Source organism: Streptomyces sp. NPDC053493 (assembly GCF_044544825.1).
In the GTDB taxonomy this organism is placed as follows: domain Bacteria; phylum Actinomycetota; class Actinomycetes; order Streptomycetales; family Streptomycetaceae; genus Streptomyces.
Genome location: NZ_JBITXS010000004.1, coordinates 326,862 through 352,662 on the forward strand (window position 1 = coordinate 326,862; position 25,801 = coordinate 352,662).

The following is a 25,801-nucleotide window of genomic DNA, read 5'->3' on the forward strand; positions in this document are numbered from 1 at the left end:
CGCACGGGCGGCGTCCGGCCAAGCGGGGCGGGGAGGTCCCGTTGGGCGTTCGGGCCCGTCGGGCGCGGAGGTCTCGTCGGGGACGGAGGCGCGTGGGGCGCGGGGGCGCGTCGGGGGAGGAGGTCCCGTCGGGCCCGGAGGACTGTCAGCTGCGGGCGCGGGTGCGGGACCTCGCCGGGTCGGCGGGCCGGCCGGGGCGCCGAGCGCGTCACCGGACCAGGGCCGGCCGCGGGCGCCATGTGCGACACCGCCGCAGAGTCCGCCAGGGCCGCGAGTCAGCTGCGGTAGCCCTCGACCTCCACCGCCGGGCGGACGGCCGCCGTGTCCGGGTCCTCGCCGTACTCGGCCTTCGCGCGGCGCTGGCGCAGCAGATCCCAGTACTGGTCGAGCCGGACCTCAAGCTCGGCGAGGCGGGACCGCTCCTCGTCGAGGAGACCGCCGGAGCGTTGGCGCAGCGCGCGCTCCTCCTCGACGAGGGCGCCGATGTTCTCGAGGATCTCGTCGTTGTCCATGCTTCCCAGCGTGGCCGATCGGCGCCGGGCGCGCAGGTCGAGACCGTGCCCGGGCTCAGTGCCGGAGCGCCTGCGCGACGCCGGCCGTGGTGTCGCCGCCCAGGCTGCGGTTGCTGCGCGCCCGTCCCGTCCTGGACTGCCCGGGCGGCACGTCGTCGATGTTCAGGACGACGGTGTCGAGCAGATTGCCGCCGGCGTCGCGGAAGTCGACGCGGACGGTGTAGTCGGCGGTCTTGTCCTTGGGGTTGGTCGCGGTGATCTCGGCGACCGTCCGGTCGCCGTCCTGGCCGGCGGGCCCGGCCTTGACCTCGTCCTTCGCGTCGACGCCGTCCTTGATCCGGTTCATCTGCTCGGCCGCCTCGGCCGTGGCGGAGGAGAGGATGTCGCCGGCCTTCTGCTGGGCCTCCTCGCAGCCCGTGGCGGTGAGGGCGAGGGCGGCGAGCAGGGCGACGGCGGCGCCGGCCGTACGGGCCCGGGCTCGGGGCCGGTCCGGGATCCGGTGGCGGGTCATCGGCGGTCGCCGCCTGCCGCGCCGTAGGAGTGGTCCGTGGCCAGCGCCCAGACGACGAAGACGGACACGGCCATGGAGAACAGCGCCCACCACGGCTGGTAGGGCAGGAACAGGAACTGGGCGAGGACGTTCAGCGAGGCGAGCGCGATGCCCGCGACCCGGCCCCACTCGGTGCCGGTGAGGATGCCGTAGCCGGCGACGGCGACCACGATGCCGAGGCACAGGTGGATCCAGCCCCAGGCGGTCAGGTTGAACTCGAAGACGTAGTCGCCGACGCGGGCGAAGACGTCGTCCTCGGCGATGCCCGCGATGCCCTGCAGGATGTCCATGACGCCGGTGACCAGCATGAGGACACCCGCGAAGAGGGTGCCTCCGGAGGCCCAGGCGCCACGGGCGGACTGCTGCGGTGGTTTCTGAGGTGCCGCGGTGTTCTGGCTCATGGCCCCATCGTGGGAGGGTCCGCCGCGCGGCGAATCCCCGGCCGATCCGTTCGGGTGAGGGCCGGGCCGCCCGCGCGCGGCCCAGGCGGCTGATCCACTTGCGGGGCCCTGGGCGCGGGTGTGCCCTGGAGGGTGCACCCACCGTGCGTGGAAAGGAGCCGGCCATGGCCGCACACGCCGCGGTACCCGCCCGCAGACAGCTGAGCCTGCACGGGTGGGGGCTGCCCCTCACCCTCGGCCTCGCGTACGGCCTGTACGCCCCGACCAACGCCCGTCGCGGCGGCGAGCCGTCCTGGGGCCAGTTCTGGCTCGGCCTGATCAGCGGTGTCGTCCTCGCCGTCGCCGTGTACGCGCTGCGCCGCTACGGCCACGTCCTGCGCCGCGAGGTGCGCGCGGTGGCGTGGGGCGGCCTCGCCGGCATCGCGATCGGCTTCCTCTTCAGCCTCTCCGACCACAGCGTCTTCTCGTCGTCGATGCTCGGGCTGATCGTCGCCGGCGCCACGTCCGCCGCCGCCTTCTATCTCTTCTACACGCACGAGGACGCGACCGGCCGGCCCGCGCCGTACTGACGCCGCCGCCGGTAGGCGAGGGCCACCGCCGCGAGCAGCGGCGGCCAGGCGAGCAGCGGCAGATAGCAGGCGAGGAGCAGGGCGTCCTGAGCCGGTGAGGCCGGGACGCCCGGCCCGAGCCCGGCGTACGAGGCGTAGGCGAACCAGCCGGCCAGCGCGCACAGTCCGGCGGCGCCGGCGAGCGCCGCGCCGGTCGCGGCGGCCGGGTTCACCGGCCGCCCGCCGAGGAACGGCAGCCGGCGCGGGAACACCTCGCCCCAGGACCGGACCAGTCCGAGCGTCAGGAACGCCAGCAGCTCGGAGACGACGGTGAGGGACACGACGTACACCGACTGCCCGAGCCCGAGGGACGCCGCCCCGGCGTCCCTCGTGACGGGGAGCCCCGCCACCAGCGCGAGCCGCCACAGCCCGGAGGGCAGCACGACGAGCGGGACGGCGTGGGCGGCCAGGGCGGCCCAACGGGGCACGGTGGGAAGGGCCTTCGTCTTCAGCATGCGGCCAGCCTCCCGCCCGGACCGGTCCCGTGCCGTCGGCCGTACGTCCCGGCCTCCTCCGCCGCACGGCGGAGGAGCGCCTACGCCCTGCGGCGCCTATGCCCCGCGCGGCGAGGTCTGCTGGACCGCCCAGCGGTTGCCGTCGGGATCGGCGAAGTACACGAACGAGCCCCACGGCCGGTCGTCGATCGCGCTCACCTCGACGCCCCGCCCGGTGAGGTCGGCGTGCGCCTCCTCGATGTCGGTGACGACGACCTGCATGTTGTCGAGCGAGCCCGGGGCCATCGCGGTGATGCCCTTGCCGAAGGCGATCGAGCAGGCCGAACCGGGCGGGGTCATCTGCACGAAGCGGATCTCCTCGCTGACGGTGACGTCGTGGTCGGCGTGGAAGCCGACCCGCTCGTAGAAGGCCTTGGCCCGGTCGATGTCGGTGACCGGGACGCCGACCAGTTCCAGCTTGATGTCCATGGGGGCAGGATGCGCCCGGGTTGACCTTCCCGCGCGGGGAAGCCCCAGCATCGGGTGTGCCGGGCGGACGGCCCGGTACGGCGAGGAGAAAGCCGTGCGCGACACCGAGCCCACGTCCGTGCTGACCATCGGGGACTTCGCCCGCGCCAGCCGGCTCTCCGCCAAGGCGCTGCGCCGTTACGACGAGTCGGGCCTGCTGCGACCCGCCCGCGTCGACCCGTTCACCGGCTACCGGTACTACACCGAGGAGCAGGTGGAACGGGCCCGGCTGGTGGGCTGGCTGCGGCGGATCGACATGCCGCTGGCCGAGGTCGGCCGGGTCTGCGCGCTGTACGAGACGGACCCGGCGGGCGCGGCCCGCGCGATCCGCGCGTACTGGGCGCGCGTCGAGTCGGAGACGGCGGCGCGGCGCGATCTCGCGGCCTCCCTGGTCGACCGGATGAAGGGAAACCCCGCCATGACCTCGTCTGCCTCCGCCGCCGCTCTCGCCCTGCGGGCCGCCGTCCTGCTGGACCGCGGTCTGGTCCGCGGCTCCCAGCAGGACGCGGCCCACGCCGGGCCGCGGCTGCTGGCCGTCGCCGACGGCTACGGCCCCGACGGCGAGCGGGCCGCGCGGGCGGCCGTCGCCGCGCTGGCCTCCGTGCCGCGGCCGGCCCGCGCCGGAGACGTTCTCAACGCCCTGGACGACGGGCTGCGGACGGCGAACGACGCCGTCGCGGGCCTGGCCGACTCCGGGGCGACGCTCACCGCCGCGATGCTCACCGGCACCCGGCTCGCCCTCGCCCACGTGGGCGACTCGCGCGCGTATCTGCTGCGCGACGGGGCGCTGGTCCGGCTCACCCGGGACGACACCGTCGTCCAGGCGCTCGTCGACGCCGGCGAGCTCGATCCCGCCGAGGCGGCCGGCCGCCCGGACCGGGCGCTGCTCCTGAAGGCGCTCGACGGCGGGGAAGTGCCGCCGGAGCCGGAGCTCGCGGTGCGCGAGGTGCGGGCCGGGGACCGGCTGCTGCTGTGCACGGACGGGCTGTCGGCGGTCGTGCCGGCCGAGGAGATCCGCCGCGCGCTCGCCGCCGGCACCGCCCCGGAGCCCACCGCCCGCGTCCTGATCGCCCTGACCCACGAGGCGGGCGGCCCGGACAACGTGGCATGCGTGGTCGCGGACGTGGTGCCGGCGGCGGCCTAGGTCGCCGCCGCCCGGCGAGGCGGACGTGGTGCGTCGGCGCGGCGCCCGCGGTCTCCTGGGCCACCGTCGCCCGGTCGCGGACGTGGTGCGTCGGCGCGGGCCCCGCGGTCGCCTAGGTCACCCTGGCCCGGCCGCCTGGACCCGGCGCCCGCGAGCACCCGTTGCCGCAGGCGTGGCGCCCGATGCCGACTACGCCGCCGTCGGGTGGCAGGTGGTCGGCGGGGCGTCGGCCGTGCGGCCGCGGACCACGACGACGGGGCAGGGCGCGTGCTGGGCGACGTTGGTGGACACGGAGCCCATGAACGCCGCCTTGAAGCCGCTGTAGCCGCGGTCGCCGACGACCAGGAGCGAGGCGCCCTCGGCCAGCTCGATCAGCGTCTGGGCCGGGTTGCCGGGCACGACGGTGCGGGTGGTCGCGGCGGCCGTGTCGGGGTCGAGGGCCTTGGCGAGGGACTCGTCCAGGATCTTCTTGGCGATCTGCTCCGGCTCGAACTCGGGCGGCACGCCCGGCAGGGCGGTCGCCCAGGTCGCCGGGTACTCCCAGCTGATCACCGCGTGGAGGGCGTCCCCGGTCAGGGCGGCCTGTCCGGCCGCCCACCGGAGCGCCTTCAGGGACGGCTCCGATCCGTCCACGCCCACCACGATCCTGCCGCCGTTCTCGCCCCGCACGGCCTCCACGCCCTTCACGCCGGTCACGCCGGTCATCGCAGACCTCCGTCTCGTCGGTCAGGCCGTCCCCTGCCGTCCGCGAAGCCGGCCGGCCGTCCGAACCGTGACGAATCGTCAGTCAAGGCGCAGATCGGCCAACTGCTGCTCGAACGGGACGACCTCGTCCTCTTCGGTACGCCTGCCCGGCCGCGCCGCGACCATGTCCGCGAATTCGTTGCCGGCCCGGGTGATCCGGGACGGCAGGCCTTCGGTGTACTCGTCGCCGCCCGAACCCCAGTCCTCCGAGGCCGCGTAGACGGCGGTCGGGGCGACGAGGGCGCGCAGGTAGGCGAAGAGCGGGCGAAGGGCGTGGTCGAGGACGAGCGAGTGGCGGGCGGTGCCGCCGGTCGCGCCGATCAGGACGGGCGTGCCGGTGAGCGCGGCCGGGTCGATCAGGTCGAAGAAGGACTTGAACAGGCCGCTGTAGGAGGCGGTGAAGACCGGCGTGACCGCGATGACGCCGTCCGCGCGGGTCACCGCGCCGATCGCCGCGTCCAGCTTCTCCGAGGGGAAGCCGGTGACGAAGTTCTTGGCGATGTCGACGGCGAGGTCGCGCAGTTCGACGACCTCGACGTCGACGGCGTACTCCTGCTCGGCCAGCCGGTAGCGGGCGGCCTGGAGCAGCCGGTCGGCGAGCAGCCGGGTGGAGGAGGGGCTGCTGAGTCCGGCGGAGACCGCGACCAGCTTCAACGTCTGCATGACCTCAGACCTCCTGCTTCGTCTGTACGGCGGGGTGGAGCGGGGCGGTCTCCGGCACGCCGGCCGGCCGCAGGTTGGCGAACTCCTTGCGGAGCACCGGGACGACCTCCTCGCCGAGGATGTCGAGCTGTTCGAGGACGGTCTTCAGCGGCAGTCCGGCGTGGTCGACCAGGAAGAGCTGGCGCTGGTAGTCGCCGACGTAGTCGCGGAAGGACAGGGTGCGTTCGATGACCTCCTGCGGCGAGCCGACGGTCAGCGGCGTCTCGCGGCTGAACTCCTCGAGGCTCGGGCCGTGGCCGTAGACGGGTGCGTTGTCGAAGTACGGGCGGAACTCCCGTACCGCGTCCTGCGAGTTCTTCCGCATGAAGACCTGGCCGCCGAGGCCGACGATCGCCTGCTCGGCGGTGCCGTGGCCGTAGTGCGCGTACCGCTGCCGGTAGAGGCGGACCATCTTCTCGGTGTGCTGCTTGGGCCAGAAGATGTGGTTGGCGAAGAAGCCGTCGCCGTAGTAGGCGGCCTGCTCGGCGATCTCCGGGGAGCGGATGGAGCCGTGCCAGACGAACGGCGGGACGCCGTCGAGCGGGCGCGGGGTGGAGGTGAAGCCCTGGAGCGCGCTGCGGAACTTGCCCTCCCAGTCGACGACGTCCTCCCTCCACAGCTTGTGGAGGAGCGCGTAGTTCTCGATGGCGAGCGGGATGCCCTGGCGGATGTCCTGGCCGAACCACGGGTAGACCGGGCCGGTGTTGCCGCGGCCCATCATCAGGTCGACGCGGCCGTCGGCGAGGTGCTGGAGCGTCGCGTAGTCCTCGGCGATCTTCACCGGGTCGTTGGTGGTGATGAGGGTGGTGGACGTCGACAGGATGAGGTTCTCGGTGCGGGCGGCTATGTGCCCGAGGAGCGTGGTGGGCGAGGACGGCACGAACGGCGGGTTGTGGTGCTCGCCGGTCGCGAAGACGTCCAGACCGACCTCCTCGGCCTTGAGCGCGATGGCGACGGTGTTCTTGATCCGCTCGTGCTCGGTCGGGGTGCGGCCGGTGGTGGGGTCGGTCGTCACATCGCCGACGGTGAAGATCCCGAACTGCATCGTGCTCACCTCTCGCCTTTCCGTCTGTTGGTTGAATCTTAAACCATCCCGTCCAACCGTGCACCCCACCCCCGTATTCCGCCCGTACGCTGGAGGACATGGCGAAGGAGAAGACCGGGGAGGCGCGTGAGGCGGGGGACGCGCACGAGGCGGGCGATGCGCACGACACCGAGCGGTGGAAGGAGCGGGGCGTGATGCTCCGCGTCTTCGTCTACGTCTTCGCCACCCACGCCTTCGCCGGCTTCGTCTGGCTGCTCTTCTACGTGGGGCAGCACGCCCAGAAGTGACCGTCTGGTAAGGCCCCGGCCCGCCTCACGTAGAGTCCCCGACGTGAACGCTGCGATATCGGTGGTGTCGGTCGTCGGCATCGGCGCCGACGGCTGGGACGGGCTCCCCGAGGCCTCCCGCCGCACCCTGCGCGACGCCGAGGTGCTCATCGGCGGCACCCGCCAGCTCGACCTGCTGCCCGCCGCCGACTGCCCCGGCACCCGCGTGCCCTGGCCCAGCCCGCTGCGCCCCGCCGTCCCCGGCCTGCTCGCCGCCCACGAGGGCCGCCGCGTCGCCGTCCTGGCCAGCGGAGACCCGTCCTTCTACGGGATCGGCCGCACCCTCACCGAGATCCTCGGCCCGGACCGGCTCCACGTCCTGCCGCACCCGTCCTCCGTCTCGTACGCCTGCGCCCGGCTCGGCTGGCCCCTGGACGCCACCGAGACGGTCTCGCTCGTCGCCCGGCCCCTCGACGCCCTCACCGCCGCCCTCCACGACGGCCGCCGCCTGCTGCTGCTCGGCGAGGGCCCCGACAGCCCCGCGCGAGTCGCGGCGCTGCTGCGCGCACGCGGCTGGGGCGGCACCCGCGTCCGCGTCCTCGAACAGCTCGGCGGCCCCCGCGAGCGGATCCTCGACGGCACCGCCGCCGACTGGCCCCACGAGCGGACCGACGCCCTCCACGTCCTCGCCCTCGACTGCGTCCGCGACCCCGGCACCCTGCGGCTCGGCAGCACGCCCGGACTGCCGGACGAGGCGTACGAGCACGACGGCCAGCTCACCAAACGCCACGTGCGCGCCGCCACCCTCGCCGCGCTCGCACCGGCGCCCGGCGAACTGCTCTGGGACGTCGGCGGCGGCTCCGGCTCCATCGGCATCGAATGGATGCGGACGCACCGCTCCTGCCGGGCCGTCGCGGTCGAGAAGTCGCCCGAGCGCGCCGCCCGGATCACCCGCAACGCCGCCGCCCTCGGCGTACCGGGCCTGACGGTCGTCACCGGCCCGGCGCCCGCCTCCCTCACCGGCCTCCCGGCCCCCGACGCGGTCTTCATCGGCGGCGGCCTCACCGCTCCCGGCCTGCTCGACACCTGCTGGGAGGCCCTGCCGCCCGGCGGGCGGCTCGTCGCCAACACCGTGACCCTCGAGTCCGAGGCGCTGCTCGCCGACCGCTACCGGCGCCACGGCGGCGAGCTGGTCCGGCTCGCGGTCGCCACGGCCGTGCCGGTCGGCGGATTCACCGGCTGGCGCCAGGCCATGCCCGTCACGCAATGGTCCGTAACGAAGGGTTCTCCACAGCAATGACCGTCTACTTCATCGGCGCGGGCCCCGGCGCGGCCGACCTGATCACCGTGCGCGGCGCCCGGACGCTGGCCCGGTGCGGCGTCTGCCTCTACGCCGGCTCCCTCGTCCCGACCGAGCTGCTCGCCGAGTACCCGCCGGACGCGAAGCTCGTCGACACGGCGAAGATGGACCTCGACCAGATCGTCGCCGAGATCGCCGCCGCGCACGAGGCCGGCCAGGACGTGGCGCGGCTGCACTCCGGCGACCCGTCCGTCTTCAGCGCGATGGCCGAGCAGATGCGGCGCCTGGACGCGGCGGGAATCGCGTACGAGGTCGTGCCGGGCGTTCCGGCGTTCGCGGCCGCCGCGGCCGCGCTCAAGCGGGAACTGACCGTGCCGACCGTCGGCCAGACCGTCATCCTCACCCGCATCGCCCAGCAGGCCACGCCCATGCCCGAGGGCGAGGACCTGGCCACCCTCGGCCGCAGCGGCGCGCTGCTCGTCCTCCACCTCGGCGCCCGCTACGCCGACCGGATCGTCTCCGAGCTCGTCCCCCACTACGGCGCCGACTGCCCCGCCGCCGTCGTCGCCATGGCCAGCCGGCCCGACGAGATCGTGCTGCGCGGCACCCTGGAGGACATCGCCGGCCAGGTGAAGGCGGCCGGCATCACGAAGACCGCGGTGATCGTGGTGGGCCGCACGCTGGCGGCCTCCGAGTTCCGCGACAGCCACCTCTACGACCCGGCCCGGGACCGCCACACCTGCTGACGGCCCCGTCCGGCCCGTGCCTCAGGCGTTGGGCCGCTTGCCGTGGTTGGCCTTCTTCTTCTTACGGGCCCGCTTCTTGTTGCCGCGCTTCGCCATGGCGATTCCTCCCTCGGTCGTGGGTGTGTGCCGTGTCGTGCCGTGTCGAGCCTAGGGTCGGGCCGGGGGCCGCGCACGTCGACTGTCGGTGCCGTGCGCTCCAATGGGCGGGTGACCGTCTACGACGTGGCCCGGGCGCTGCCGGGCATCGAGGAACTGCGCGACCACTGCCGTGGGCTCGCGATGCTGGACGCCGTGCTGAGCCCGGAGTGGGACGGCCGGTACTACTCGTTCGACGCCCACTGGGCCGAGGGCGAGGAGACGGCCTCGATGCGGAACGGCTCGGGCGACGAGTACTCCGTCGTCTTCTCGGCGGCCGGCGCCTATGTCCGGGGCTTCGACCACGAGTCCCTGATGAGCCCGTGGGCGCGGATGGACGTGCCGGAGGTGTGGCCGGGTGTCCTGGAGCCGGTGCCGGCGGTCTTCCGCGCGTACGTGACGGAGCCGGCGTTCTGCGAGGAGGGCGGGGTCCCGACCGTCACCGCCTGCCTGTGGCGCGAGACGACGGACGCCGCCTGGCGGACCGGCACCGTCGACTTCCCCACCGAGGGCGACGGCGATCCGGACGGTGCCGACCACCTCTTCGCCCTGCTCGTCGACCGCTCGCCGGAGGCGTACGCGCAGTGGGCCGCCGACTACTACGAGACGGAGGCCGACGCCGAGGCCGTCCGCCACGTCCTCGCCCTGCGCCCCCTCACCCCGGAGGTCGTCGCGGCACTCAACCCCGAACTGTCGCTCGCTGACCTCGCCGAGGACATCGCGGAGATCGGCTATCCGCACCTTGGGGGCGCCGGCACCGCCTAGCGGGTGTCTCGCCCCGCGCTCGCCGCCCACTCCGGCGCCAGCATCGCCATCACCGTCGCGTCCACCCGCTCGCCCTCCCACCGCAGAGCGCCGCGCAGCACGCCCTCCGTACGGAAGCCGGCCTTCTCGTAGGCGCGACGGGCGCGCGGGTTGAAGGCGTACACCTCGAGCCAGACGCGGTACAGCCCGAGGCCCTCGAAGGCGTGGCCGACGATCAGACGGGTCGCCTCCGTCCCGAGGCCACGGCCGATGCCGGCCGGGCTGAAGCAGATCCGGAAGGCGCAGCTCTCGTTGTCCGGGTCCCACTCGTTGAGGACGGCCTCGCCCACGACCCGCCCCGTCGCCCGTTCCACCACCGCGAGGTCGAGCCGGTCGGCCTGCACCGCCCGCGAGCCGTACCACCTCCGCAGGGCCGGCTCGTCGAAACGGCTGTGCCCGCCGGTCAGCCGAGCGATCTCGGGATCCTCGAACATCGGCAGCAGCGCGGGAACGTCGTCCTCGGTGACGGGACGGAGGGTGACGCGCTCGCCGACGAGGGTGGGCTTGTGCGAGAAGTCGTACGCGGAGTGGGCCATGCGGCGAGTCTCGGCGCCCGGGGCGCCCTCTGTCGCCCGGATTACGTCGGCGTCGACCCCGGCCCCGGCAGCCCCACCGGCCCCGGCCCCGGCAGCCCCACCGGCCCCGGCCCCGCCGGCCCCGCCGGAGCAGAGCGGCCCACCACCGTGCCCGCGCGGTCGATGCAGATCACGTCCACCGCCACCGGGGCGCCCCGCAGCACCGTCAGGGCCTCGTCGCGGGCGTGGGTGGCGACGAGGTCGCCGAGGGGGACGCCGGCGGACTCGCAGAGGCGGAGGGCGGCGAGGCCGGTGTTGGCGGTGGCGATCTCCTCGGCCAGCGGCTCCGGCGCGCCGCCCGTGCGGGCGAGGTCGGCGAGGAAGGGCTTGTCGACCTGGGAGCGGGCCGAGTGGAGGTCGAGGTGGCCGGCGGCGAGCTTGGACAGCTTCGCGAAGCCGCCGCAGATCGTGAGCCGGTCCACGGGATGCCGGCGGATGTACTTCAGGACGGCGCCCGCGAAGTCGCCCATGTCGAGCAGGGCGATCTCCGGCAGGTCGTACAGCTGCGTGACCGTCCGCTCGGACGTCGAGCCGGTGCAGCCGGCGACGTGCGTGAGCCCGCCCGCCCGCGCCACGTCGACTCCGCGCCGGATCGAGTCGATCCACGCCGAGCAGGAGTACGGCACCACGACGCCGGTCGTGCCGAGGATGGACAGGCCGCCGAGGATGCCGATCCGCGGGTTCCAGGTGGAGCGGGCGATCTCGGCGCCGCCGTCGACGGAGATCGTCACCTCCACGTCGCCCGTGCCGCCGTGGGCCGCCGCGACCTTCGCCACGTGCTCGCGCATCAGCTGCCGCGGCACCGGGTTGATCGCCGGCTCGCCGACCTCCAGCGGCAGGCCCGGCAGGGTCACGGTGCCGACGCCCTCGCCGGCCCGGAAGACCACGCCGGAGCCGGCCGGCAGGAGCCGTACCGTCGAGCGGATCAGCGCGCCGTGGGTGACGTCCGGGTCGTCGCCCGCGTCCTTCACCACCCCGGCGGTGGCCGAGTCCGGGCCCCTGGACTCCATGGCGAGCGCGAACGACGGCGTCTGGCCCTTGGGCAGCGTGATCGTGACCGGGTCCGGGAAGTCGCCGGTGAGCAGCGCCGTGTACGCGGCGGTCGTGGCCGCCGTCGCGCAGGCGCCGGTCGTCCAGCCGGGGCGCAGACCGGTGTGCTTGAGTTGGGCCGCACGCCCGCCGGAACTCATGAACGGACTCCCAGGATTCCCATGCACGTACTCATCCTCGGCGGGACGAGCGAGGCCCGCTCCCTGGCCGGGCTGCTGCATCCGCGCTTCCGCGTCACCAGCTCCCTCGCGGGGCGGGTCGCCGCGCCGCGGCTGCCGGCCGGCGAGGTCCGGATCGGCGGCTTCGGCGGGGCCGACGGGCTCGCCGCGTGGCTGCGGGAGCACGCCGTGGACGCGGTCATCGACGCCACCCATCCCTTCGCCGAGCGGATCAGTTTCAACGCGGCCCGGGCGGCCGCCACCGCCCATGTTCCCCTGCTCGCGCTGCGCCGTCCCGGCTGGGTCCCGGTCGACGGCGACGACTGGCGTCCGGTGGCCTCCCTGGCGGAGGCGGCGGCCGCGCTCGACGGCCTCGGCGACCGCGTCTTCCTGACCACCGGCCGCATGGGTCTCGCGGCCTTCGCCGACCGCCCCGAGTGGTTCCTGGTCCGCTCCGTCGACGCGCCCGAGGCCCCGATGCCGGCCCGCGCCGAAGTCCTCCTGGACCGCGGCCCGTTCACCCTCGACGGCGAGCGCGAGCTGATCCGCCGTCACCGTCTCGACGTCCTCGTCACCAAGGACAGCGGCGCCGCCGCCACGGCACCCAAGCTCGCCGCCGCCCGCGAGGCCGGCATTCCGGTCGTCGTCGTCCGCCGCCCGCCGGTCCCGGACGGCGTCGAGACGGTCGCGAGCCCGGCGGAGGCGGCGGTGTGGCTGGCCGGGCGGCACAGCGCGACAGACACCGGCACCGGCCTTTCAATGGAGGAATGAGTACCGTTCGCCGGCTCGCCGCGGTCGGGCTCGCGGCACTGCTCGGTGCCACCGCGCCCGCCGTCGGAACCGCCGCCGCCGCTTCCGGGCCCTCGCCGCCGCCGCCCTCGCCGCCGCCCCAGCCGCCGCCTCCGCAGCCGCCGCCGCAGCTCGACGACGCCGACGTGAACCGGGCCGTCGCCCGGCTCGACGCGGTGGTGCGGGACGCGATGAAGCGCACCGGGGCGCCGGGCGTGGCCGTCGCCGTCGTCCACAAGGGCAAGGTGCTGCACCTGAAGGGCTACGGCGTGCGCAAGGCCGGTGAGAAGGCCGCCGTGGACGCCGACACCGTCTTCCAGCTCGCGTCCGTCTCCAAGCCGATCGCCTCCACCGTCGTGTCCGGCGCCGTCGGCGTCGACGGCTGGACCAAGCCCGTCGCGCCCCACGTGCCGGACTTCGCCCTCAAGGACCCGTGGGTCACCTCCCACGTGACGGTCGCCGACCTCTTCTCGCACCGCAGCGGCCTGCCCGACCACGCCGGCGACCTGCTCGAGGACCTCGGCTACGACCGGGCGTACATCCTCTCCCACCTGCGCTACGAGCCGCTCACGCCGTTCCGCGCGAGCTACGCCTACACCAACTTCGGCCTCACGGCGGCCGCCCAGGCCGTCGCCGACGAGAAGGGCGTGCCGTGGGAGAAGCTCGCGGCCGACACCCTCTACAAGCCGGCCGGCATGAACCACACCAGTTCCCGCTTCGAGGACTTCGCGAAGGCCTCCGACCGGGCCTGGGGCCACGTCAAGGTCGACGGCGCCTGGAAGCCGGAGTTCGTCCGCGACCCGGACGCCCAGTCGCCGGCCGGCGGCGTCAGCTCCACCGCCCGTGACATGGCGACCTGGCTGCGGCTCCAGCTGGCGAACGGCAAGCTCGACGGCAAGCAGATCATCGGCGCCGAGGCCCTGGAGCGCACCCACTGGCCGGAGATCGTCTCCGGCCCGCCCAGCGCGCCCGCCGCCCGCGCCGGCTTCTACGGCCTGGGCTGGAACGTCAGTTACGACGACGAGGGCCGGCTCAGGCTCTCGCACACCGGAGCCTTCGCCGAGGGCGCGCACACCAACGTGACGATGCTGCCCGGCGAGGAGCTCGGCATCGTCGTGCTGACCAACACCTCACCGGTCGGCGTCGCCGACGCCGTCGCGCTCGACTTCTTCGACATCGCGCAGACCGGCAAGATCAGCCGCGACTGGATCCCGCTGGTGGACGCGCTCTACCAGCAGGAGGCGCAGGAGGGCGTGTCCAAGACGGACTACGCCCACCCGCCGTCCGGCGCGAAGCCCGCGAAGGCCGCCGACACCTACGCGGGCACCTTCGACAACGACTACTACGGGCGGGCCGAGGTCGTCGCCGGCGCGGACGGGACGCTGACGCTCCGTCTGGGGCCGGAGCCCCAGACGTACAAGCTCACCCACTACGACGGCGACACGTTCAGCTTCCCGACCCGCGGCGAGAACGCCGTCGGCCTGACCGGCGTCACCTTCACCCCGGACGGAAAATCCTTCACCGTCGAGTACCTGAACGGCGAGGGCCTGGGCACCTTCACCCGTAGCGGCGAGGCGTCCAGGTGAGGGTGCGGCCGTCGGCCCGCTCGGTGACCCGGGTCTGCGAGGAGCCGACGAGCAGCAGGGTGCGCATGTCGACCTCGGAGGGCTCCAGGGTCTTCAGGGTCACCACGCGCACCGACTGCTCCGGGCCGCCGACGTCACGGGCCACGACCACCGGCGTCTCGGGCGAGCGGACCTCCAGGAGGAGGTCGCGCGCGGCGGCCACCTGGTGCGTACGGGACCGGGAGCCCGGGTTGTAGATCGCGAGGACCAGATCGGCCTCGGCGGCCGCGCGCAGCCGGCCGGCGATCACCTCCCACGGCTTGAGCCGGTCGGACAGCGAGATCGTCGCGTAGTCGTGGCCGAGCGGGGCTCCCGCGGCCGCCGCGGCGGCGTTGGCGGCGGTCACGCCCGGCAGCACCCGGACGGGCACGTCCGCGTACCGCTCCTCCGACGCCACCTCCAGGACCGCCGTCGCCATCGCGAAGACGCCCGGGTCGCCGCCGGAGACGACGGCCACCCGCCGCCCGCGCCGGGCCAGGTCGAGGGCGAACTCGGCGCGCTCGGACTCGACCTTGTTGTCGGAGCCGTGCCGCCGCTGCCCGGGCCGCAGGGCCGGTACGCGGTCGAGGTAGGTGGTGTAGCCGACCAGGTCGTCGGCGTTGACCAGCGCGCCGCGCGACTCGGGCGTCAGCCAGGGCGCGCCGGCCGGCCCGGTGCCGACCACGACGACCTCGCCGCCGGTCTCCCGGGACTCGGGCACGACGGCGTCGATACGGGACGGCAGGACGGCGACCGAGAAGTACGGGACGGTCCCGGCGTCCACCTCGGCCAGCCGCTCGGTGCGCTCGCCGGCCATGAACGCCCGCTCCACGTACCGCGCGTCCTCGAGCCGGCCGGCCCGCTCGAGCGCGCGCCGCACCGTCGGGAAGGTGCGGCCGAGCTTCATGACGACGGCCGAGTCGGTGCCCGCGAGGCGGGCGGTCAGCTCGTCCTCCGGCAGGGTGCCGGGAATGATCGTCAGCACCTCCTCGGCCTCGCACAGCGGCTCGCCGAGCCGGGCCGCGGCGGCGCTCACCGAGGTGACGCCGGGGATGACGGTGGTGTCGTAGCGGTGCGCGAGCCGCTTGTGCATGTGCTGGTACGAGCCGTAGAACAGCGGGTCGCCCTCGGCGAGGACGGCGACGGTGCGGCCGGCGTCGAGGTGCGCGGCGAGCCGCGCGGCGGCCTCGGCGTAGAAGTCGTCGAGCGCGCCGCGGTAGCCGCCGGGATGGTCGGTGGTCTCCACGGTGAGCGGGTACATCAGCCGCTCCTCGACGTGGTCCTCGCGGATGTGCTCGGCGGCGATGGCCCGCGCGATGGAACGGCCGTGCCGGGCCGAGTGGTAGGCGACGACGTCGGCCTCGGCGATGGCCTTGACGGCGGCGACGGTCATCAGGTTCGGGTCGCCGGGGCCGAGCCCGACGCCGTACAGCTTGCCCTTCACGACGTTCATGCCCTTCACGACGCTCATGCCTGGATCTCCGCTTCGTGCGCGAGGGCGTTGAGGGCGGCCGCGGTCATCGCGCTGCCGCCGCGGCGGCCGCGGACCACCAGGTACTCGAGTCCGAGGTCGTTGGCGGCGAGGGCGTCCTTGGACTCGGCGGCGCCGATGAAACCGACCGGGATGCCGAGCACGGCCGCGGGCCGGCCGGCGCCCTTCGCGACCATCTCCAAGAGGTGGAAGAGGGCGGTGGGCGCGTTGCCGACGGCGACGACCGAGCCCTCCAGCCGGTCCCGCCACAGCTCCATCGCCGCGGCGGACCGGGTGGTGCCGAGTTCGGCGGCGAGCGCGGGCACGGCCGGGTCGGAGAGCGTGCACACCACGTCGTTGCCGGCCGGCAGCCGCTTGCGGGTGACGCCGCTGGCGACCATCTGCGCGTCGCACAGGATCGGCGCGCCGGCCTGGAGGGCGGCGCGGGCGGCGGCGACGACACCGGGTGAGTACGCGACGTCCTGGACGAGGTCGGTCATGCCGCAGGCGTGGATCATCCGTACGACGACCGTGGCGACGTCGGCGGGCAGGGCGGCGAGATCCGCCTCGGCGCGGATCGTGGCAAAGGAGCGGCGGTAGATCTCCGTGCCGTCCTTCTCGTACTCGAACATCCTGTTGCTCTCGCTCATCTCGGGGTGCGGGCCGTGGCGACGGCTTCGGTCAGGGAGGTACGGGGTGTGGGGACGCGGTCCACGAGATAGCCGCCGTCGTCGGCGGCGAGGACGTCGACCCAGGTGCCGTGCGGGTGCCCGCAGCGCCGTGCGCATCCGGAGAAGTGCACGGGCAGGGCGCCGGCGGGCGCGTGCCGGGCGTCGGCGCGGACGTCGGCGAGCGACTTGGCACACCCGGGCCGCCCGGTGCAGGCGGTGACCCGGGCACCGGCGTCCCCGTCCCGCGTGATCAGCCCGACCGCCGCGAGCGCCACGAGCCGCCGCCCGACGTCCGGGCGCTCACTGCCGGCGCCGGTCGCGGGGTGCTCGGCGGTGCTGCCGGGGTGGTCGGCGGGCGGTGTCGTGATCACGCCGCGCCAGGGCGTCAGCCGCAGCTCCCGGGCCGGGAGCAGGGCCCGGAGCTGGGCGGTGGTCAGGCGGCCGAGCGGGGCGAGGACGTGGAGGGCGTGCTCGCCGACGGGGCCGGGCGCGGGCGGCGGGCCCTCGGGCAGCGGCGCCTCGGACTCCGGTACGGGCTCCGCGCCCGTCCCGGCCCGCGCCAGCGCCCCGGCCAGGTCCGGCACGTGCCCGTCGGGCAGCTCCCGCACCCGCCAGGCGCCGTTCCCCGCCGCGCGGGCGGCGTCGAGGAACGCGCCGGCCGCGACGAGCGCGGCCCGCGGCGCGTCCCGGCCCGCGACCCGGAAGACCTGCCGGCCGAGGCGCAGCAGCGCGTGGACCTCGCCGCCCTGAGGGCCCGTCGCTGCGACCAAGGTCACATCGCCGCCGAGCCCGGCCACGTCGCCGCGGCCGTCGTCCAGGACGAACAGGAAACGTCCCGAAAGGGACGCCGCCCAGGGCTCGGCGCACAGTAGGGCGTCCAGCTCGCGCGCCCACAACTGGGCGTCGGCGCGGCCGAGTCCGTCGAGGCCGGAGGCGGGCGAGGCGACGATGTTGCGGACGCGTTCGTGCGTGGGCGAGGGCAGCAGCCCGGCCTCGTCGAGCAGCGCGGCGAGTTCACCGCCGCAGCCCTCGCGCAGGCCCCGCAGCTCGGCGTTGCCGCGCGAGGTGACGCTGACGCCGCCGTCGCCGAGCGTCTCGGCGGCCCGGGCCAGCGCCTCGGCCTGACGGCCGGTCAAACGCCCGCCGGGCAGGCGGAGTCGGGCCAGGAAGCCGTCGTCGGCGGCGTGCAGACGCAGCGCCCCGGGGCATGCGTCACCACGGTCCCGTATGAGAGGTTCGCCCGGTTCGGGCGAGGTGCGTGGGGTGGCCGGCATGGCGGCGAGCATACCGACGGCCGTTGCCCCGGCCGCCGGCCTCACGGCGCCGGAGCCGGTGTGATCCGGTGTGATCAGGCCTACTCCCGCGCACCGCCCCACCGTCCGACCCGCACGATCTAGGATGCAGACCGGCATGGGGTCGAAGCACCCCGGGGAGGAAGCCCGGTGAGAATCCGGCGCGGTCCCGCCACTGTGAGCCGGCTCCGGGCGTCCGGGCCCGGTGAGTCAGGAACTCCCGCCGTCCACACGACCACCCGGGGCGCGGACAACCCCGAGGAAGGGCCTGAGCTCGCCATGCTCCTGCTGCTGTCGCACTCCGACACCGACCTGCTCAGCGCCCGTGCGGCGAACGCCGCCGCGCCCGCCGACAACCCGGTGGAATGGCGTTTCGCGAACCCCGCCCGGCTCCCGCAGGCCGACCTGCCGGCCCTCCTCGACGGCGCCGGCCTCGTCGTCGTACGCCTCCTCGGCGGTGTGCGCTCCTGGGAGGAGGGCCTCGACACGGTCCTCGCCGCCGGGAAGCCGGTGGTCGTGCTCAGCGGCGAGCAGGCGCCCGACGCCCAGCTGATGTCGGCCTCCACCGTCCCGGTCGGCGTCGCCACCGAGGCCCACGCCTACCTGGCGCACGGCGGCCCCGCGAACCTCACGCAGCTGGCCCGGTTCCTGTCCGACACGGTGCTGCTGACCGGCCACGGCTTCGAGGCCCCGGCGCCCGCGCCCACCTGGGGCCCGCTGGAGCGCACCGCGAAGGCGGCCGGCGACGGCCCCACCGTCGCCGTGCTCTATTACCGCGCCCACCACATGAGCGGCAACACCGCCTTCGTCGCCGACCTGTGCGACGCGATCGAGGCGCAGGGCGCGCGGGCCGAGCCGCTGTACGTGGCGTCGCTGCGCGCGCCCGAGCCGGAGCTGCTGGACGCGCTGCGCGGCGCCGACGCGATCGTCACCACCGTCCTGGCCGCCGGCGGCACCAAGCCGGCCGAGGCGCAGGCCGGCGGCGACGAGGAGGCGTGGGACGCGGGCGCGCTCGCCGCGCTCGACGTGCCGATCCTGCAGGCGCTGTGCCTGACCGGTTCGCGCGCGGCCTGGGAGGAGAACGACGAGGGCCTGTCGCCGCTGGACGCCGCGAGCCAGGTCGCCGTGCCCGAGTTCGACGGCCGCCTGATCACCGTCCCGTTCTCCTTCAAGGAGATCGACGAGGACGGTCTCCCGGCGTACGTGGCGGACGCCGAGCGCGCCGCCCGCGTCGCCGGCATCGCCGTCCGCCACGCCCGCCTGCGGCACATCCCGAACGCCGAGAAGAAGCTGGCGCTGGTCCTCTCCGCGTATCCGACGAAGCACTCCCGGATCGGCAACGCGGTCGGCCTGGACACGCCCGCCTCCGCCGTCTCGCTGCTCAACCGCCTGATCGCCGAGGGCTACGACTTCGGCCCGGTCGAGGACGTCCCGGGCCTGGTCTCCGGCGACGGCGACGAGCTGATCTACGCCCTGATCGAGGCCGGCGGCCACGACCAGGACTGGCTCACCGAGGAGCAGCTGGCGAAGAACCCGGTCCGCATCCCGGCCGCCGACTACAAGCGCTGGTACGCCGAGCTGCCGGCCGAGCTGCGCGAGCAGGTCGAGGAGCACTGGGGCCCGGCGCCCGGCGAGATGTTCCTGGACCGTTCGCGCAACCCGGAGGGCGACATCGTCCTGGCGGCGCTGCGCCGCGGGAACCTGCTGGTCCTCATCCAGCCGCCGCGCGGCTTCGGCGAGAACCCGATCGCGATCTACCACGACCCCGACCTGCCGCCCTCGCACCACTACCTGGCCGCCTACCGCTGGATCGCCGCCCGCGCCGAGGACGGCGGCTTCGGCGCCGACGCGATGATCCACCTGGGCAAGCACGGCAACCTGGAGTGGCTGCCCGGCAAGAACGCCGGCCTGTCCGCGGCCTGCGGCCCGGACGCGGCCCTCGGCGACCTGCCGCTGGTCTACCCGTTCCTCGTCAACGACCCGGGCGAGGGCACCCAGGCCAAGCGCCGTGTGCACGCCACGCTCGTCGACCACCTCGTGCCGCCGATGGCCCGCGCCGACTCCTACGGCGACATCGCGCGCCTGGAGCAGCTGCTCGACGAGTACGCGCAGATCTCCTCCATGGACCCGGCGAAGCTCCCGGCGATCCGCGCCCAGATCTGGACGCTGATCCAGGCCGCGAAGCTCGACCACGACCTCGGCCTGGCGGACCGGCCGGACGACGACGGCTTCGACGACTTCCTGCTGCACGTCGACGGCTGGCTGTGCGAGGTCAAGGACGCCCAGATCCGCGACGGTCTGCACGTCCTCGGCGGCGCGCCGGCCGGCGAGGCGCGGGTGAACCTGGTCCTGTCGATCCTGCGCGCCCGCCAGATCTGGGGCGGCACGCAGGCGCTGCCGGGTCTGCGCGAGGCGCTCGGCCTGGACGAGTCGGCCGCGACCCGCACCACCGCCGACGAGGCGGAGGCCAAGGCCCGCGAGCTGGTCGAGGCGATGGAGGCCGCGGACTGGTCCGTGGACGCCATCGGCTCCGTGGCCGGCGCGTACGGCGAGGACGTGCGCGCGGTGCTGCGCTTCGCCTGCGAGCAGGTCGTGCCGCGGCTGGCCGCCACCACCGACGAGCTCGACCACGCCGTCCACGCCCTGAACGGCGGCTTCGTCCCGGCCGGCCCGTCCGGCTCGCCGCTGCGCGGCCTGGTCAACGTGCTGCCGACCGGCCGGAACTTCTACTCGGTCGATCCCAAGGCCGTGCCGTCCCGGCTGGCCTGGGAGACGGGCCAGGCGCTCGCCGACTCGCTCCTGGAGCGCTACCGCACCGACAACGGCACGTGGCCGACCTCCGTCGGCCTGTCCCTGTGGGGCACGAGCGCGATGCGCACCGCCGGCGACGACGTCGCCGAGGCCCTCGCGCTGCTCGGCGTCCGCCCGGTGTGGGACGACGCCTCGCGCCGGGTGAAGGGCATCGAGGCGATCCCGCTCGCCGAACTCGGCCGCCCGCGCGTCGATGTGACGCTGCGCATCTCCGGCTTCTTCCGGGACGCCTTCCCGCACGTCATCGGGCTGCTCGACGACGCGGTGCGGCTGGTCGCGGGCCTCGCGGACGAGCCGGCCGAGGACAACTACGTCCGGGCGCACGCCCAGGCGGACCTGGCCGAGCACGGCGACGAGCGCCGCGCCACCACCCGTATCTTCGGCTCCCGCCCGGGCACCTACGGCGCCGGTCTGCTCCAGCTGATCGACTCGCGGGACTGGCGTACGGACGCCGACCTGGCCGAGGTGTACACGGTGTGGGGCGGTTACGCGTACGGCCGCGGGCTGGAGGGCCGGCCGGCCCGCGCCGAGATGGAGTCGGCGTACAAGCGGATCGCGGTCGCGGCGAAGAACACCGACACGCGCGAGCACGACATCGCCGACTCCGACGACTACTTCCAGTACCACGGCGGCATGGTGGCCACCGTCCGCGCGCTGCGCGGCACGGCCCCGGAGGCGTACATCGGCGACTCGACCCGCCCGGAGACGGTCCGCACCCGCACGCTCGTGGAGGAGACCTCCCGGGTCTTCCGGGCCCGCGTGGTCAACCCGCGCTGGATCGAGGCGATGCGCCGGCACGGCTACAAGGGCGCGTTCGAGCTGGCGGCGACGGTCGACTACCTCTTCGGTTACGACGCCACGACGGGCGTCGTCGCGGACTGGATGTACGACAAGCTGACCGAGGCGTACGTCCTCGACCCGGAGAACCAGGCCTTCCTGAAGGAGGCCAACCCGTGGGCGCTGCACGGCATCGCGGAGCGCCTGCTGGAGGCGGAGTCCCGCGGCATGTGGGAGAAGCCGGACCCGCAGACGCTGGCGGCGCTGCGGCAGGTCTTCCTGGAGACCGAGGGCGACCTGGAGGGCGGCGAGGACGACTGAGTTACGATCCCGGCCGCACGGTGGTGCGGATCGAGGACGTGACCAGGGGTGGGGTGGTGGGCATGCGTGCCCGCGGAGCTGTGACGGTGTCGGTGGTGCTCGGCCTGAGCCTGGCCCTGGGGGCCTGCTCGGGCTCGGGCTCGGGTGACGGCGACGGCGGTACGGGCGGGAAGCCGGGCGGTACGAAGCCGGCGACGCCCACGGCGTCGCCGACCGCCTCGGGCAGCCCGTCCGGCGAGCCGTCGGCCCCGCCGTCGCCGAAGCCCTCCGCCACGCCGACGGGGCAGCGGACGCCGCCGACGATCGGCGGCTCCGCGAAGCCGTACAAGCCGGCGGCGAAGAGCGGTGTGACCAAGCGGACGGCGGCCGAGCCGCAGAACGCGTACGCGGGCCCGAACCCGCCGCCCGCGCCGCCGCGCCCGACGCCGCCTCCGTACACGCCGCCGCCCGCGTACCGGCCGGGTGACCCGGTGACCGTGGTCCCGGTGCCGACCTTCGAGCAGCCGCCGTTCACGCCGGACACGGTGCGCTGACCCACGGCTCCAGGGCGAGCCGCCGGCCCCGGAACCCGGCCCGCAGCCGCCGGTCGTGGCTGACGACGACCAGCGTGCCCGGGTAGGCGGCGAGGGCGGCGTCGAGGTCCTCCACCAGGCCGGGCGACAGGTGGTTGGTGGGCTCGTCCAGCAGGAGCAGGTCGACGGGCCGGGTCACCAGCCGGGCCAGTTCCAGCCTGCGGCGCTGGCCGGCCGACAGGGACCGGACCGGGACGGTGAGGTCCCGGGCGGTGAACAGGCCGAGCGCGAGCAGTTCCTCCTCGCGGCCCGCGCCGAAGGCCGCCGCCACGGTGCGCGGGTCGTCGGCCCCGCCGGTGTCCTGCCGGAGCAGCCCGACCCGGGACGGCTCCGGGATGCTCACCGTGCCGCCGTCCGGCGCCAGTTCGCCCGCCAGGACCCGCAACAGGGTCGTCTTTCCGGCGCCGTTGGGCCCGGTGACCAGGAGCCGTTCGCCCGGCTCCAGGCGCAGGGCGTCGAGCCGCAGCCGGCCCTCGACCCGTACGTCGGTGAGGCCGGCCGCCGCCGCCCCGGCCGCCCCGCCCTCGATCCGGGCGGTGAACCGCAGCGGGTCCGGCGGCCTGGGCACCGGCCGCTCGGCGAGCTCCCGCAGCCGGGTGCGGGCGGCCCGGATGCGGCTCATCGCGCCGTGCGCCCGCGAGCGGGCGCGGAAGGCACCGGCGCCGCTGAAGGACGCGGGCGCCTTGCGCGGGATCGCGGAGAAGCGGTCGATCGCGTGGTCGGCGAGGGCCGCGTGGCGCGCGGTCTCGGCCTTCCACTCCTCGTACTCCCGCTCCCGGCGGGCCCGTTCGGCGGCCCGGCCGGCCAGGTAGCCGGCGTAGCCGTCGCCGTAGCGCCGTACCGTACGGGTCTCGTGGTCCACCTCCAGGACGGCGGTGGTGACCCGGTCGAGGAAGGCCCGGTCGTGGGTGACGACGACGACCGTGCCGCGGTGGCCGCGCAGCCGCTCCTCCAGCCAGCCGACGGCCTGGTCGTCGAGGTCGTTGGTGGGCTCGTCGAGCAGCAGCAGTTCGGGATCGGCGGCGAGGGTCGCGGCGAGCGCGAGCCGGGAGCGCCGGCCGCCGGAGAGGGTGGCGAGCGGGCGGGAGCGGTCGAGCGGTGCGCGTTCGCCGAGCCGCCGGAGCACCGCGTCGACCCGCCGGTCGGCGTCCGCGCCGCCGCGCGCCTCGTAGGCGGCGAGCAGCGCGGCGTACGCGTCGAGCCTGCCGTCGAGGCCGGAGTCGTGGCCGGCGTCGTGGCCGGCGCCGACGTCGGCGGCGGCGCCGGTGGTGCCGGGGGCGGCGCCGGTGGTGTCGAGCGTGGCCTCGGCCTCCCGGATGCGCCGCTCCAGCTCCCGTACGTCGGCGAGCGCGCGGTCGACGGCGTCGCCGACCGTGGCGCCCTCGGGCAGGTCCAGGGTCTGGGCGAGATGGCCGACGCCGCCGGGTGACGCGACGGTGACGGTGCCGTTGTCGGGTGCCTCCTGGCCCGCCAGCAGGCGCAGCAGGGTGGACTTGCCGGATCCGTTGTCGCCGACGACGCCGACGCGTTCGCCGGCGCGGACGGTGAGGGAGACCCGGTCGAGGACGAGCCGGTCGTGGACGTGCCGGTCGTCGTAGCGCTTGGTGACGTCGGTGAGTTGGACACGGAACAAGGGCGGCCTCCGATGGCTCGACAGCGGGACGGCAGGACGGCGGGACGACGCCTGGACGAGACGACCTGGACGAGACGACCTGGCCGAGGTGGCACTAGACGAGACGGTCCGTCTCGCATCCTGCGTATGCGAGGACGGTACGCCCTGCCGTCGCCTCCCGCAAGACGTTCCGTCTCGTCAGCTCGAGAACCGGCTCAGCCGGCCGCCGGCCCGAGCGGCTCGCCAAGGCGCAGGTTCCAGCGGCCCGACCGTCCACTCAGCGTCGTCCGCGACAGCGGCCGCACGTCGAGGCGCCAGAACGCCGACGGCGGCGCGCCGAGCGCGTGGACGGCCGCCGCGCGGATCACGTCCGGCTCGGCGACGGCGAGCACCGCGACGTCCGGCTCCAGAGCCTCCAGCCAGCCGGCGACCCGCCCCAGCAGCGCGCCCAGCGACTCGCCGCCGTGCGGCGCCGCGTCCGGGTCCGACAGCCACGCGCCCACCCCCGCCGGGTCCTCGGCACTCACCTCGTCCAGGCGCCGGCCCCGCCAGCGGCCCATGCCGCAGCCCGCGAGCGCCTCGGCCACCGGCACGTCCGGCCCGAGGCCCAGCGCCTCCGCGGTGGCCCGGCACCGCCCCGACGGCGAACTGACCACCCGTACGCCCGCGGCAGGCGTCAACAGGCCCGCCGGCACCGGCTCGACGGGTCCCGAGTCGTCGAACCGGGCCTCGCGCAGGGCCGCGTTCATGGCGGGCGCGATCAGCGAAAGCCGCACGGTCATGGGTGATTCATCCCTCAATTCATCAGGCGGCGGCCCGTGCGCCCTTGGCGCGGAGTGACCGGCGCGGTACCGTCAGGCGACATTTCCACAGAACGACGACGGCGAGACGGAAGTCCGGTGCAAGTCCGGCACGGTCGCGCCACTGTGAGCCGCCCCCGGTCCAACAGGACTCCGGGGACGGCGAGTCAGACCCGACGACCGTCGTCGCGCACCACCGTATGGGACGCGCGTTCCCGAGGAGGTTCCACCATGGCCGAGGCCATTGCGTCGCCCGCCGTTCCGTCCACCCCCGCCGTCACGGTCCCGCTCTCGCTGCCGGTCCGCGCCGTGCTGCCGTGGGCGCTGTTCGCCGGTGTCCTGATGCTCGTCGCGCTCTACTTCGTCGGTGCCGAGCAGGGCGCCACGTCCCTGTTCGCCGGCAGCGACGTGCACGAGTGGGTGCACGACGGCCGTCACCTGCTCGGCTTCCCCTGCCACTGAGGGGTATCCGCGCACATGTCAGCACCACCCGTCCCGACCCCGGCCGCGCCCACGGGCTCGCTCGTGGGAAGGCTCCTGCTCCGCGGCATGCTCGCGGGCCTGATCGCCGGACTGTTCGCCTTCGGCTTCGCGTACGTCGCGGGTGAGCCGTCCGTCAACGCCTCGATCGCCGTCGAGGAGGCCGCCGCCCAGGCGGAGCACGCCGCCGCGCACAGCCACACGCACGGCGGCGGAGCCGAGGCCGGTCACGCCGGGGCCGGTCACGAGGAGGCCGCCGAGGAGGAGGTCGTCAGCCGGGACCTCCAGTCCACGGCGGGTCTCGCCACCGGCGTGCTCGTCTACGGCGTCGCGCTCGGCGGCATCGCGTCGCTGGCGTTCTGCTTCGTCCTCGGACGGGTGGGCCGGTTCACGCCGAAGGCCACCGCGGCGCTCGTCGCGGCGGCGGCCTTCACCACGGTCTACCTCGTGCCGTTCCTGAAGTACCCGGCGACCCCGCCGGCCGTCGGAAACCCCGACACCATCGGGAAGCGCACCACGCTCTTCTTCCTGATGATCCTGCTCAGCGTGCTGCTCGGCGTCGCCGCGGTCATCGCGGGCCGCCGGCTCGCGCCGCGCCTCGGCAACTGGAACGCGACCGTCGTCGCCGGCCTCGGCTTCGTCGCCGCGACCGGCATCGCCTGCGCGTTCCTGCCCGCCAACGAGGACGCGGTGAAGGCGGACTTCCCGGCCGCCGTGCTCTGGGACTTCCGGCTCGCGAGCCTGGGCATCCAGGCCCTCCTGTGGGCGGCCTTCGCCCTCGCCTTCGGGCTCCTCGCGGAACGCCTGCTCGCGCCGAAGCCGGCCGTGGAGCAGTCGGTCCGGGCGGCTCCGGCCGCCTGAGCCCCGCCCCGTACCACCGCGCCGGCCCCTCGTCCTGA

The 25,801-nt window shown here is 74.8% G+C and carries 28 protein-coding genes and 2 riboswitches; of the genes, 11 read left to right on the forward strand and 17 right to left on the reverse strand.

The window, feature by feature from the left end:
• Positions 1 to 275: 275 nt before the first annotated feature.
• The 3 genes from ACIGO8_RS14820 to ACIGO8_RS14830 are packed head-to-tail and all read right to left on the reverse strand — an operon-like array spanning position 276 to position 1,463.
• Entirely contained in the window at positions 276 to 512 is a 237-nt protein-coding gene (locus ACIGO8_RS14820; protein WP_399729320.1) for a DUF2630 family protein, read from the reverse strand.
• Positions 513 to 567: 55 nt separating this feature from the next.
• Positions 568 to 1,023 carry an FxLYD domain-containing protein gene (locus tag ACIGO8_RS14825; RefSeq protein WP_399729322.1) on the reverse strand — a complete coding sequence of 152 codons (456 nt, stop codon included), beginning with the start codon at positions 1,021 to 1,023 and terminating at the stop codon, positions 568 to 570.
• Positions 1,020 to 1,463, reverse strand: coding sequence for a hypothetical protein (locus ACIGO8_RS14830; protein ID WP_399729325.1), 444 nt, complete (start codon positions 1,461 to 1,463; stop codon positions 1,020 to 1,022). The genes ACIGO8_RS14825 and ACIGO8_RS14830 overlap by 4 nt, the downstream gene beginning before the upstream one ends.
• Positions 1,464 to 1,627: 164 nt before the next feature.
• On the opposite strand from ACIGO8_RS14830, the gene ACIGO8_RS14835 reads away from it, so the two are divergent.
• Positions 1,628 to 2,032 (forward strand): hypothetical protein, encoded by a 405-nt coding sequence (locus ACIGO8_RS14835; protein WP_399729328.1) that lies wholly within the window; start codon positions 1,628 to 1,630, stop codon positions 2,030 to 2,032.
• Here the strand turns inward: ACIGO8_RS14835 and ACIGO8_RS14840 are convergent.
• Together ACIGO8_RS14840 and ACIGO8_RS14845 are read right to left on the reverse strand one after the other, a co-directional pair.
• Positions 1,990 to 2,526, reverse strand: coding sequence for a hypothetical protein (locus ACIGO8_RS14840; RefSeq protein ID WP_399729331.1), 537 nt, complete (start codon positions 2,524 to 2,526; stop codon positions 1,990 to 1,992). The genes ACIGO8_RS14835 and ACIGO8_RS14840 overlap by 43 nt on opposite strands.
• A gap of 96 nt (positions 2,527 to 2,622) precedes the next feature.
• Positions 2,623 to 2,994, reverse strand: coding sequence for a VOC family protein (locus tag ACIGO8_RS14845; protein WP_399729334.1), 372 nt, complete (start codon positions 2,992 to 2,994; stop codon positions 2,623 to 2,625).
• 94 nt (positions 2,995 to 3,088) lie between these two features.
• On the opposite strand from ACIGO8_RS14845, the gene ACIGO8_RS14850 reads away from it, so the two are divergent.
• Positions 3,089 to 4,177 carry a MerR family transcriptional regulator gene (locus ACIGO8_RS14850; RefSeq protein ID WP_399729337.1) on the forward strand — a complete coding sequence of 363 codons (1,089 nt, stop codon included), beginning with the start codon at positions 3,089 to 3,091 and terminating at the stop codon, positions 4,175 to 4,177.
• A 189-nt stretch (positions 4,178 to 4,366) separates the two neighbouring features.
• Here the strand turns inward: ACIGO8_RS14850 and ACIGO8_RS14855 are convergent, their stop codons facing one another.
• The 3 genes from ACIGO8_RS14855 to ACIGO8_RS14865 form a co-directional block, all read right to left on the reverse strand.
• Complete coding sequence (locus ACIGO8_RS14855) at positions 4,367 to 4,882, reverse strand: universal stress protein (RefSeq protein WP_399729339.1); 516 nt, start codon at positions 4,880 to 4,882, stop codon at positions 4,367 to 4,369.
• A gap of 78 nt (positions 4,883 to 4,960) precedes the next feature.
• Positions 4,961 to 5,584 carry an FMN reductase gene (locus ACIGO8_RS14860; RefSeq protein ID WP_399729342.1) on the reverse strand — a complete coding sequence of 208 codons (624 nt, stop codon included), beginning with the start codon at positions 5,582 to 5,584 and terminating at the stop codon, positions 4,961 to 4,963.
• Positions 5,585 to 5,588: 4 nt separating this feature from the next.
• Positions 5,589 to 6,668, reverse strand: coding sequence for an LLM class flavin-dependent oxidoreductase (locus ACIGO8_RS14865; protein WP_399730064.1), 1,080 nt, complete (start codon positions 6,666 to 6,668; stop codon positions 5,589 to 5,591).
• 194 nt (positions 6,669 to 6,862) lie between these two features.
• Here ACIGO8_RS14865 and ACIGO8_RS14870 point away from each other — a divergent pair, with 194 nt between their 5' ends.
• Genes ACIGO8_RS14870 through cobM form a run of 3 tightly spaced genes read left to right on the forward strand, consistent with a single transcriptional unit; the run spans position 6,863 to position 8,980 of the window.
• Complete coding sequence (locus tag ACIGO8_RS14870) at positions 6,863 to 6,955, forward strand: DUF6126 family protein (protein WP_399730068.1); 93 nt, start codon at positions 6,863 to 6,865, stop codon at positions 6,953 to 6,955.
• A gap of 43 nt (positions 6,956 to 6,998) precedes the next feature.
• Positions 6,999 to 8,234: a precorrin-6y C5,15-methyltransferase (decarboxylating) subunit CbiE gene (gene cbiE / locus ACIGO8_RS14875; RefSeq protein WP_399729344.1), complete on the forward strand. Its 1,236-nt coding sequence runs from the start codon at positions 6,999 to 7,001 to the stop codon at positions 8,232 to 8,234.
• Positions 8,231 to 8,980 carry a precorrin-4 C(11)-methyltransferase gene (cobM, locus tag ACIGO8_RS14880; protein ID WP_399729347.1) on the forward strand — a complete coding sequence of 250 codons (750 nt, stop codon included), beginning with the start codon at positions 8,231 to 8,233 and terminating at the stop codon, positions 8,978 to 8,980. The genes cbiE and cobM overlap by 4 nt, the downstream gene beginning before the upstream one ends.
• A gap of 21 nt (positions 8,981 to 9,001) precedes the next feature.
• Here cobM and ACIGO8_RS14885 read toward each other — a convergent pair whose 3' ends face one another.
• Positions 9,002 to 9,076, reverse strand: a complete 75-nt coding sequence (locus ACIGO8_RS14885; protein WP_099895366.1) for a 50S ribosomal protein bL37 — start codon at positions 9,074 to 9,076, stop codon at positions 9,002 to 9,004.
• Between the two features lie 111 nt (positions 9,077 to 9,187).
• On the opposite strand from ACIGO8_RS14885, the gene ACIGO8_RS14890 reads away from it, so the two are divergent.
• Positions 9,188 to 9,880, forward strand: a complete 693-nt coding sequence (locus tag ACIGO8_RS14890; RefSeq protein ID WP_399729349.1) for a hypothetical protein — start codon at positions 9,188 to 9,190, stop codon at positions 9,878 to 9,880.
• Here the strand turns inward: ACIGO8_RS14890 and ACIGO8_RS14895 are convergent.
• Together ACIGO8_RS14895 and ACIGO8_RS14900 are read right to left on the reverse strand one after the other, a co-directional pair.
• Positions 9,877 to 10,455 carry a GNAT family N-acetyltransferase gene (locus ACIGO8_RS14895; protein ID WP_399729352.1) on the reverse strand — a complete coding sequence of 193 codons (579 nt, stop codon included), beginning with the start codon at positions 10,453 to 10,455 and terminating at the stop codon, positions 9,877 to 9,879. The two genes, ACIGO8_RS14890 and ACIGO8_RS14895, sit on opposite strands and share 4 nt — an antisense overlap.
• 41 nt (positions 10,456 to 10,496) lie before the next feature.
• Positions 10,497 to 11,684 carry a cobalt-precorrin-5B (C(1))-methyltransferase gene (locus ACIGO8_RS14900; RefSeq protein ID WP_399729355.1) on the reverse strand — a complete coding sequence of 396 codons (1,188 nt, stop codon included), beginning with the start codon at positions 11,682 to 11,684 and terminating at the stop codon, positions 10,497 to 10,499.
• Between the two features lie 21 nt (positions 11,685 to 11,705).
• On the opposite strand from ACIGO8_RS14900, the gene ACIGO8_RS14905 reads away from it, so the two are divergent.
• Positions 11,706 to 12,473 (forward strand): cobalt-precorrin-6A reductase, encoded by a 768-nt coding sequence (locus ACIGO8_RS14905; RefSeq protein WP_399729357.1) that lies wholly within the window; start codon positions 11,706 to 11,708, stop codon positions 12,471 to 12,473.
• On the forward strand, positions 12,470 to 14,077 hold the full coding sequence (locus tag ACIGO8_RS14910; RefSeq protein ID WP_399729360.1) for a serine hydrolase: 1,608 nt from the start codon (positions 12,470 to 12,472) through the stop codon (positions 14,075 to 14,077). Before ACIGO8_RS14905 ends, ACIGO8_RS14910 begins: the two co-directional genes overlap by 4 nt.
• Here ACIGO8_RS14910 and cobJ read toward each other — a convergent pair.
• From cobJ to ACIGO8_RS14925, 3 genes are read right to left on the reverse strand one after another with little or no spacing between them, the layout of a single operon-like run.
• Positions 14,049 to 15,566: a precorrin-3B C(17)-methyltransferase gene (cobJ, locus tag ACIGO8_RS14915; RefSeq protein ID WP_399729363.1), complete on the reverse strand. Its 1,518-nt coding sequence runs from the start codon at positions 15,564 to 15,566 to the stop codon at positions 14,049 to 14,051. The genes ACIGO8_RS14910 and cobJ overlap by 29 nt on opposite strands.
• A complete protein-coding gene (locus tag ACIGO8_RS14920; RefSeq protein ID WP_399729366.1) occupies positions 15,563 to 16,216 on the reverse strand; it encodes a precorrin-8X methylmutase in 654 nt (217 codons plus the stop codon). Before ACIGO8_RS14920 ends, cobJ begins: the two co-directional genes overlap by 4 nt.
• Complete coding sequence (locus tag ACIGO8_RS14925) at positions 16,213 to 17,523, reverse strand: cobalamin biosynthesis protein CobG (RefSeq protein WP_399729368.1); 1,311 nt, start codon at positions 17,521 to 17,523, stop codon at positions 16,213 to 16,215. Before ACIGO8_RS14925 ends, ACIGO8_RS14920 begins: the two co-directional genes overlap by 4 nt.
• A gap of 145 nt (positions 17,524 to 17,668) precedes the next feature.
• Positions 17,669 to 17,749: riboswitch (cobalamin riboswitch) on the forward strand.
• A 59-nt stretch (positions 17,750 to 17,808) separates the two neighbouring features.
• Here ACIGO8_RS14925 and cobN point away from each other — a divergent pair.
• Entirely contained in the window at positions 17,809 to 21,438 is a 3,630-nt protein-coding gene (cobN, locus tag ACIGO8_RS14930) for a cobaltochelatase subunit CobN (RefSeq protein WP_399729371.1), read from the forward strand.
• 1 nt (position 21,439) lies between these two features.
• Here the strand turns inward: cobN and ACIGO8_RS14935 are convergent, their stop codons facing one another.
• The 3 genes from ACIGO8_RS14935 to ACIGO8_RS14945 form a co-directional block, all read right to left on the reverse strand.
• Positions 21,440 to 21,976, reverse strand: a complete 537-nt coding sequence (locus ACIGO8_RS14935; protein ID WP_399729373.1) for a hypothetical protein — start codon at positions 21,974 to 21,976, stop codon at positions 21,440 to 21,442.
• Entirely contained in the window at positions 21,949 to 23,643 is a 1,695-nt protein-coding gene (abc-f, locus tag ACIGO8_RS14940) for a ribosomal protection-like ABC-F family protein (protein ID WP_399729376.1), read from the reverse strand. The genes ACIGO8_RS14935 and abc-f overlap by 28 nt, the downstream gene beginning before the upstream one ends.
• 194 nt (positions 23,644 to 23,837) lie before the next feature.
• Complete coding sequence (locus ACIGO8_RS14945) at positions 23,838 to 24,404, reverse strand: histidine phosphatase family protein (protein WP_399729379.1); 567 nt, start codon at positions 24,402 to 24,404, stop codon at positions 23,838 to 23,840.
• Between the two features lie 108 nt (positions 24,405 to 24,512).
• Positions 24,513 to 24,595: riboswitch (cobalamin riboswitch) on the forward strand.
• Positions 24,596 to 24,653: 58 nt separating this feature from the next.
• Here ACIGO8_RS14945 and ACIGO8_RS14950 point away from each other — a divergent pair.
• Both ACIGO8_RS14950 and ACIGO8_RS14955 read left to right on the forward strand, forming a co-directional pair.
• Positions 24,654 to 24,884: a CbtB-domain containing protein gene (locus tag ACIGO8_RS14950; RefSeq protein ID WP_399729382.1), complete on the forward strand. Its 231-nt coding sequence runs from the start codon at positions 24,654 to 24,656 to the stop codon at positions 24,882 to 24,884.
• 15 nt (positions 24,885 to 24,899) lie between these two features.
• Positions 24,900 to 25,763: a CbtA family protein gene (locus ACIGO8_RS14955; RefSeq protein WP_399729385.1), complete on the forward strand. Its 864-nt coding sequence runs from the start codon at positions 24,900 to 24,902 to the stop codon at positions 25,761 to 25,763.
• The last annotated feature ends 38 nt before the right edge of the window (positions 25,764 to 25,801 follow it).

Coding starts and splice junctions, on each gene's coding strand:
- ACIGO8_RS14820 (WP_399729320.1), bottom strand. CDS start 512: ATGGACAACGACGAGATCCTCGAGAACATCGGCGCCCTCGTCGAGGAG.
- cobJ (WP_399729363.1), bottom strand. CDS start 15,566: ATGAGCGTCGTGAAGGGCATGAACGTCGTGAAGGGCAAGCTGTACGGC.
- ACIGO8_RS14835 (WP_399729328.1), top strand. CDS start 1,628: ATGGCCGCACACGCCGCGGTACCCGCCCGCAGACAGCTGAGCCTGCAC.
- ACIGO8_RS14825 (WP_399729322.1), bottom strand. CDS start 1,023: ATGACCCGCCACCGGATCCCGGACCGGCCCCGAGCCCGGGCCCGTACG.
- ACIGO8_RS14950 (WP_399729382.1), top strand. CDS start 24,654: ATGGCCGAGGCCATTGCGTCGCCCGCCGTTCCGTCCACCCCCGCCGTC.
- ACIGO8_RS14860 (WP_399729342.1), bottom strand. CDS start 5,584: ATGCAGACGTTGAAGCTGGTCGCGGTCTCCGCCGGACTCAGCAGCCCC.
- ACIGO8_RS14910 (WP_399729360.1), top strand. CDS start 12,470: ATGAGTACCGTTCGCCGGCTCGCCGCGGTCGGGCTCGCGGCACTGCTC.
- ACIGO8_RS14900 (WP_399729355.1), bottom strand. CDS start 11,684: ATGAGTTCCGGCGGGCGTGCGGCCCAACTCAAGCACACCGGTCTGCGC.
- ACIGO8_RS14870 (WP_399730068.1), top strand. CDS start 6,863: ATGCTCCGCGTCTTCGTCTACGTCTTCGCCACCCACGCCTTCGCCGGC.
- cobM (WP_399729347.1), top strand. CDS start 8,231: ATGACCGTCTACTTCATCGGCGCGGGCCCCGGCGCGGCCGACCTGATC.
- cobN (WP_399729371.1), top strand. CDS start 17,809: ATGCTCCTGCTGCTGTCGCACTCCGACACCGACCTGCTCAGCGCCCGT.
- ACIGO8_RS14945 (WP_399729379.1), bottom strand. CDS start 24,404: ATGACCGTGCGGCTTTCGCTGATCGCGCCCGCCATGAACGCGGCCCTG.
- ACIGO8_RS14830 (WP_399729325.1), bottom strand. CDS start 1,463: ATGAGCCAGAACACCGCGGCACCTCAGAAACCACCGCAGCAGTCCGCC.
- ACIGO8_RS14895 (WP_399729352.1), bottom strand. CDS start 10,455: ATGGCCCACTCCGCGTACGACTTCTCGCACAAGCCCACCCTCGTCGGC.
- ACIGO8_RS14865 (WP_399730064.1), bottom strand. CDS start 6,668: ATGCAGTTCGGGATCTTCACCGTCGGCGATGTGACGACCGACCCCACC.
- ACIGO8_RS14840 (WP_399729331.1), bottom strand. CDS start 2,526: ATGCTGAAGACGAAGGCCCTTCCCACCGTGCCCCGTTGGGCCGCCCTG.
- ACIGO8_RS14905 (WP_399729357.1), top strand. CDS start 11,706: ATGCACGTACTCATCCTCGGCGGGACGAGCGAGGCCCGCTCCCTGGCC.
- ACIGO8_RS14955 (WP_399729385.1), top strand. CDS start 24,900: ATGTCAGCACCACCCGTCCCGACCCCGGCCGCGCCCACGGGCTCGCTC.
- ACIGO8_RS14855 (WP_399729339.1), bottom strand. CDS start 4,882: ATGACCGGCGTGACCGGCGTGAAGGGCGTGGAGGCCGTGCGGGGCGAG.
- ACIGO8_RS14920 (WP_399729366.1), bottom strand. CDS start 16,216: ATGAGCGAGAGCAACAGGATGTTCGAGTACGAGAAGGACGGCACGGAG.
- ACIGO8_RS14925 (WP_399729368.1), bottom strand. CDS start 17,523: ATGCTCGCCGCCATGCCGGCCACCCCACGCACCTCGCCCGAACCGGGC.
- ACIGO8_RS14845 (WP_399729334.1), bottom strand. CDS start 2,994: ATGGACATCAAGCTGGAACTGGTCGGCGTCCCGGTCACCGACATCGAC.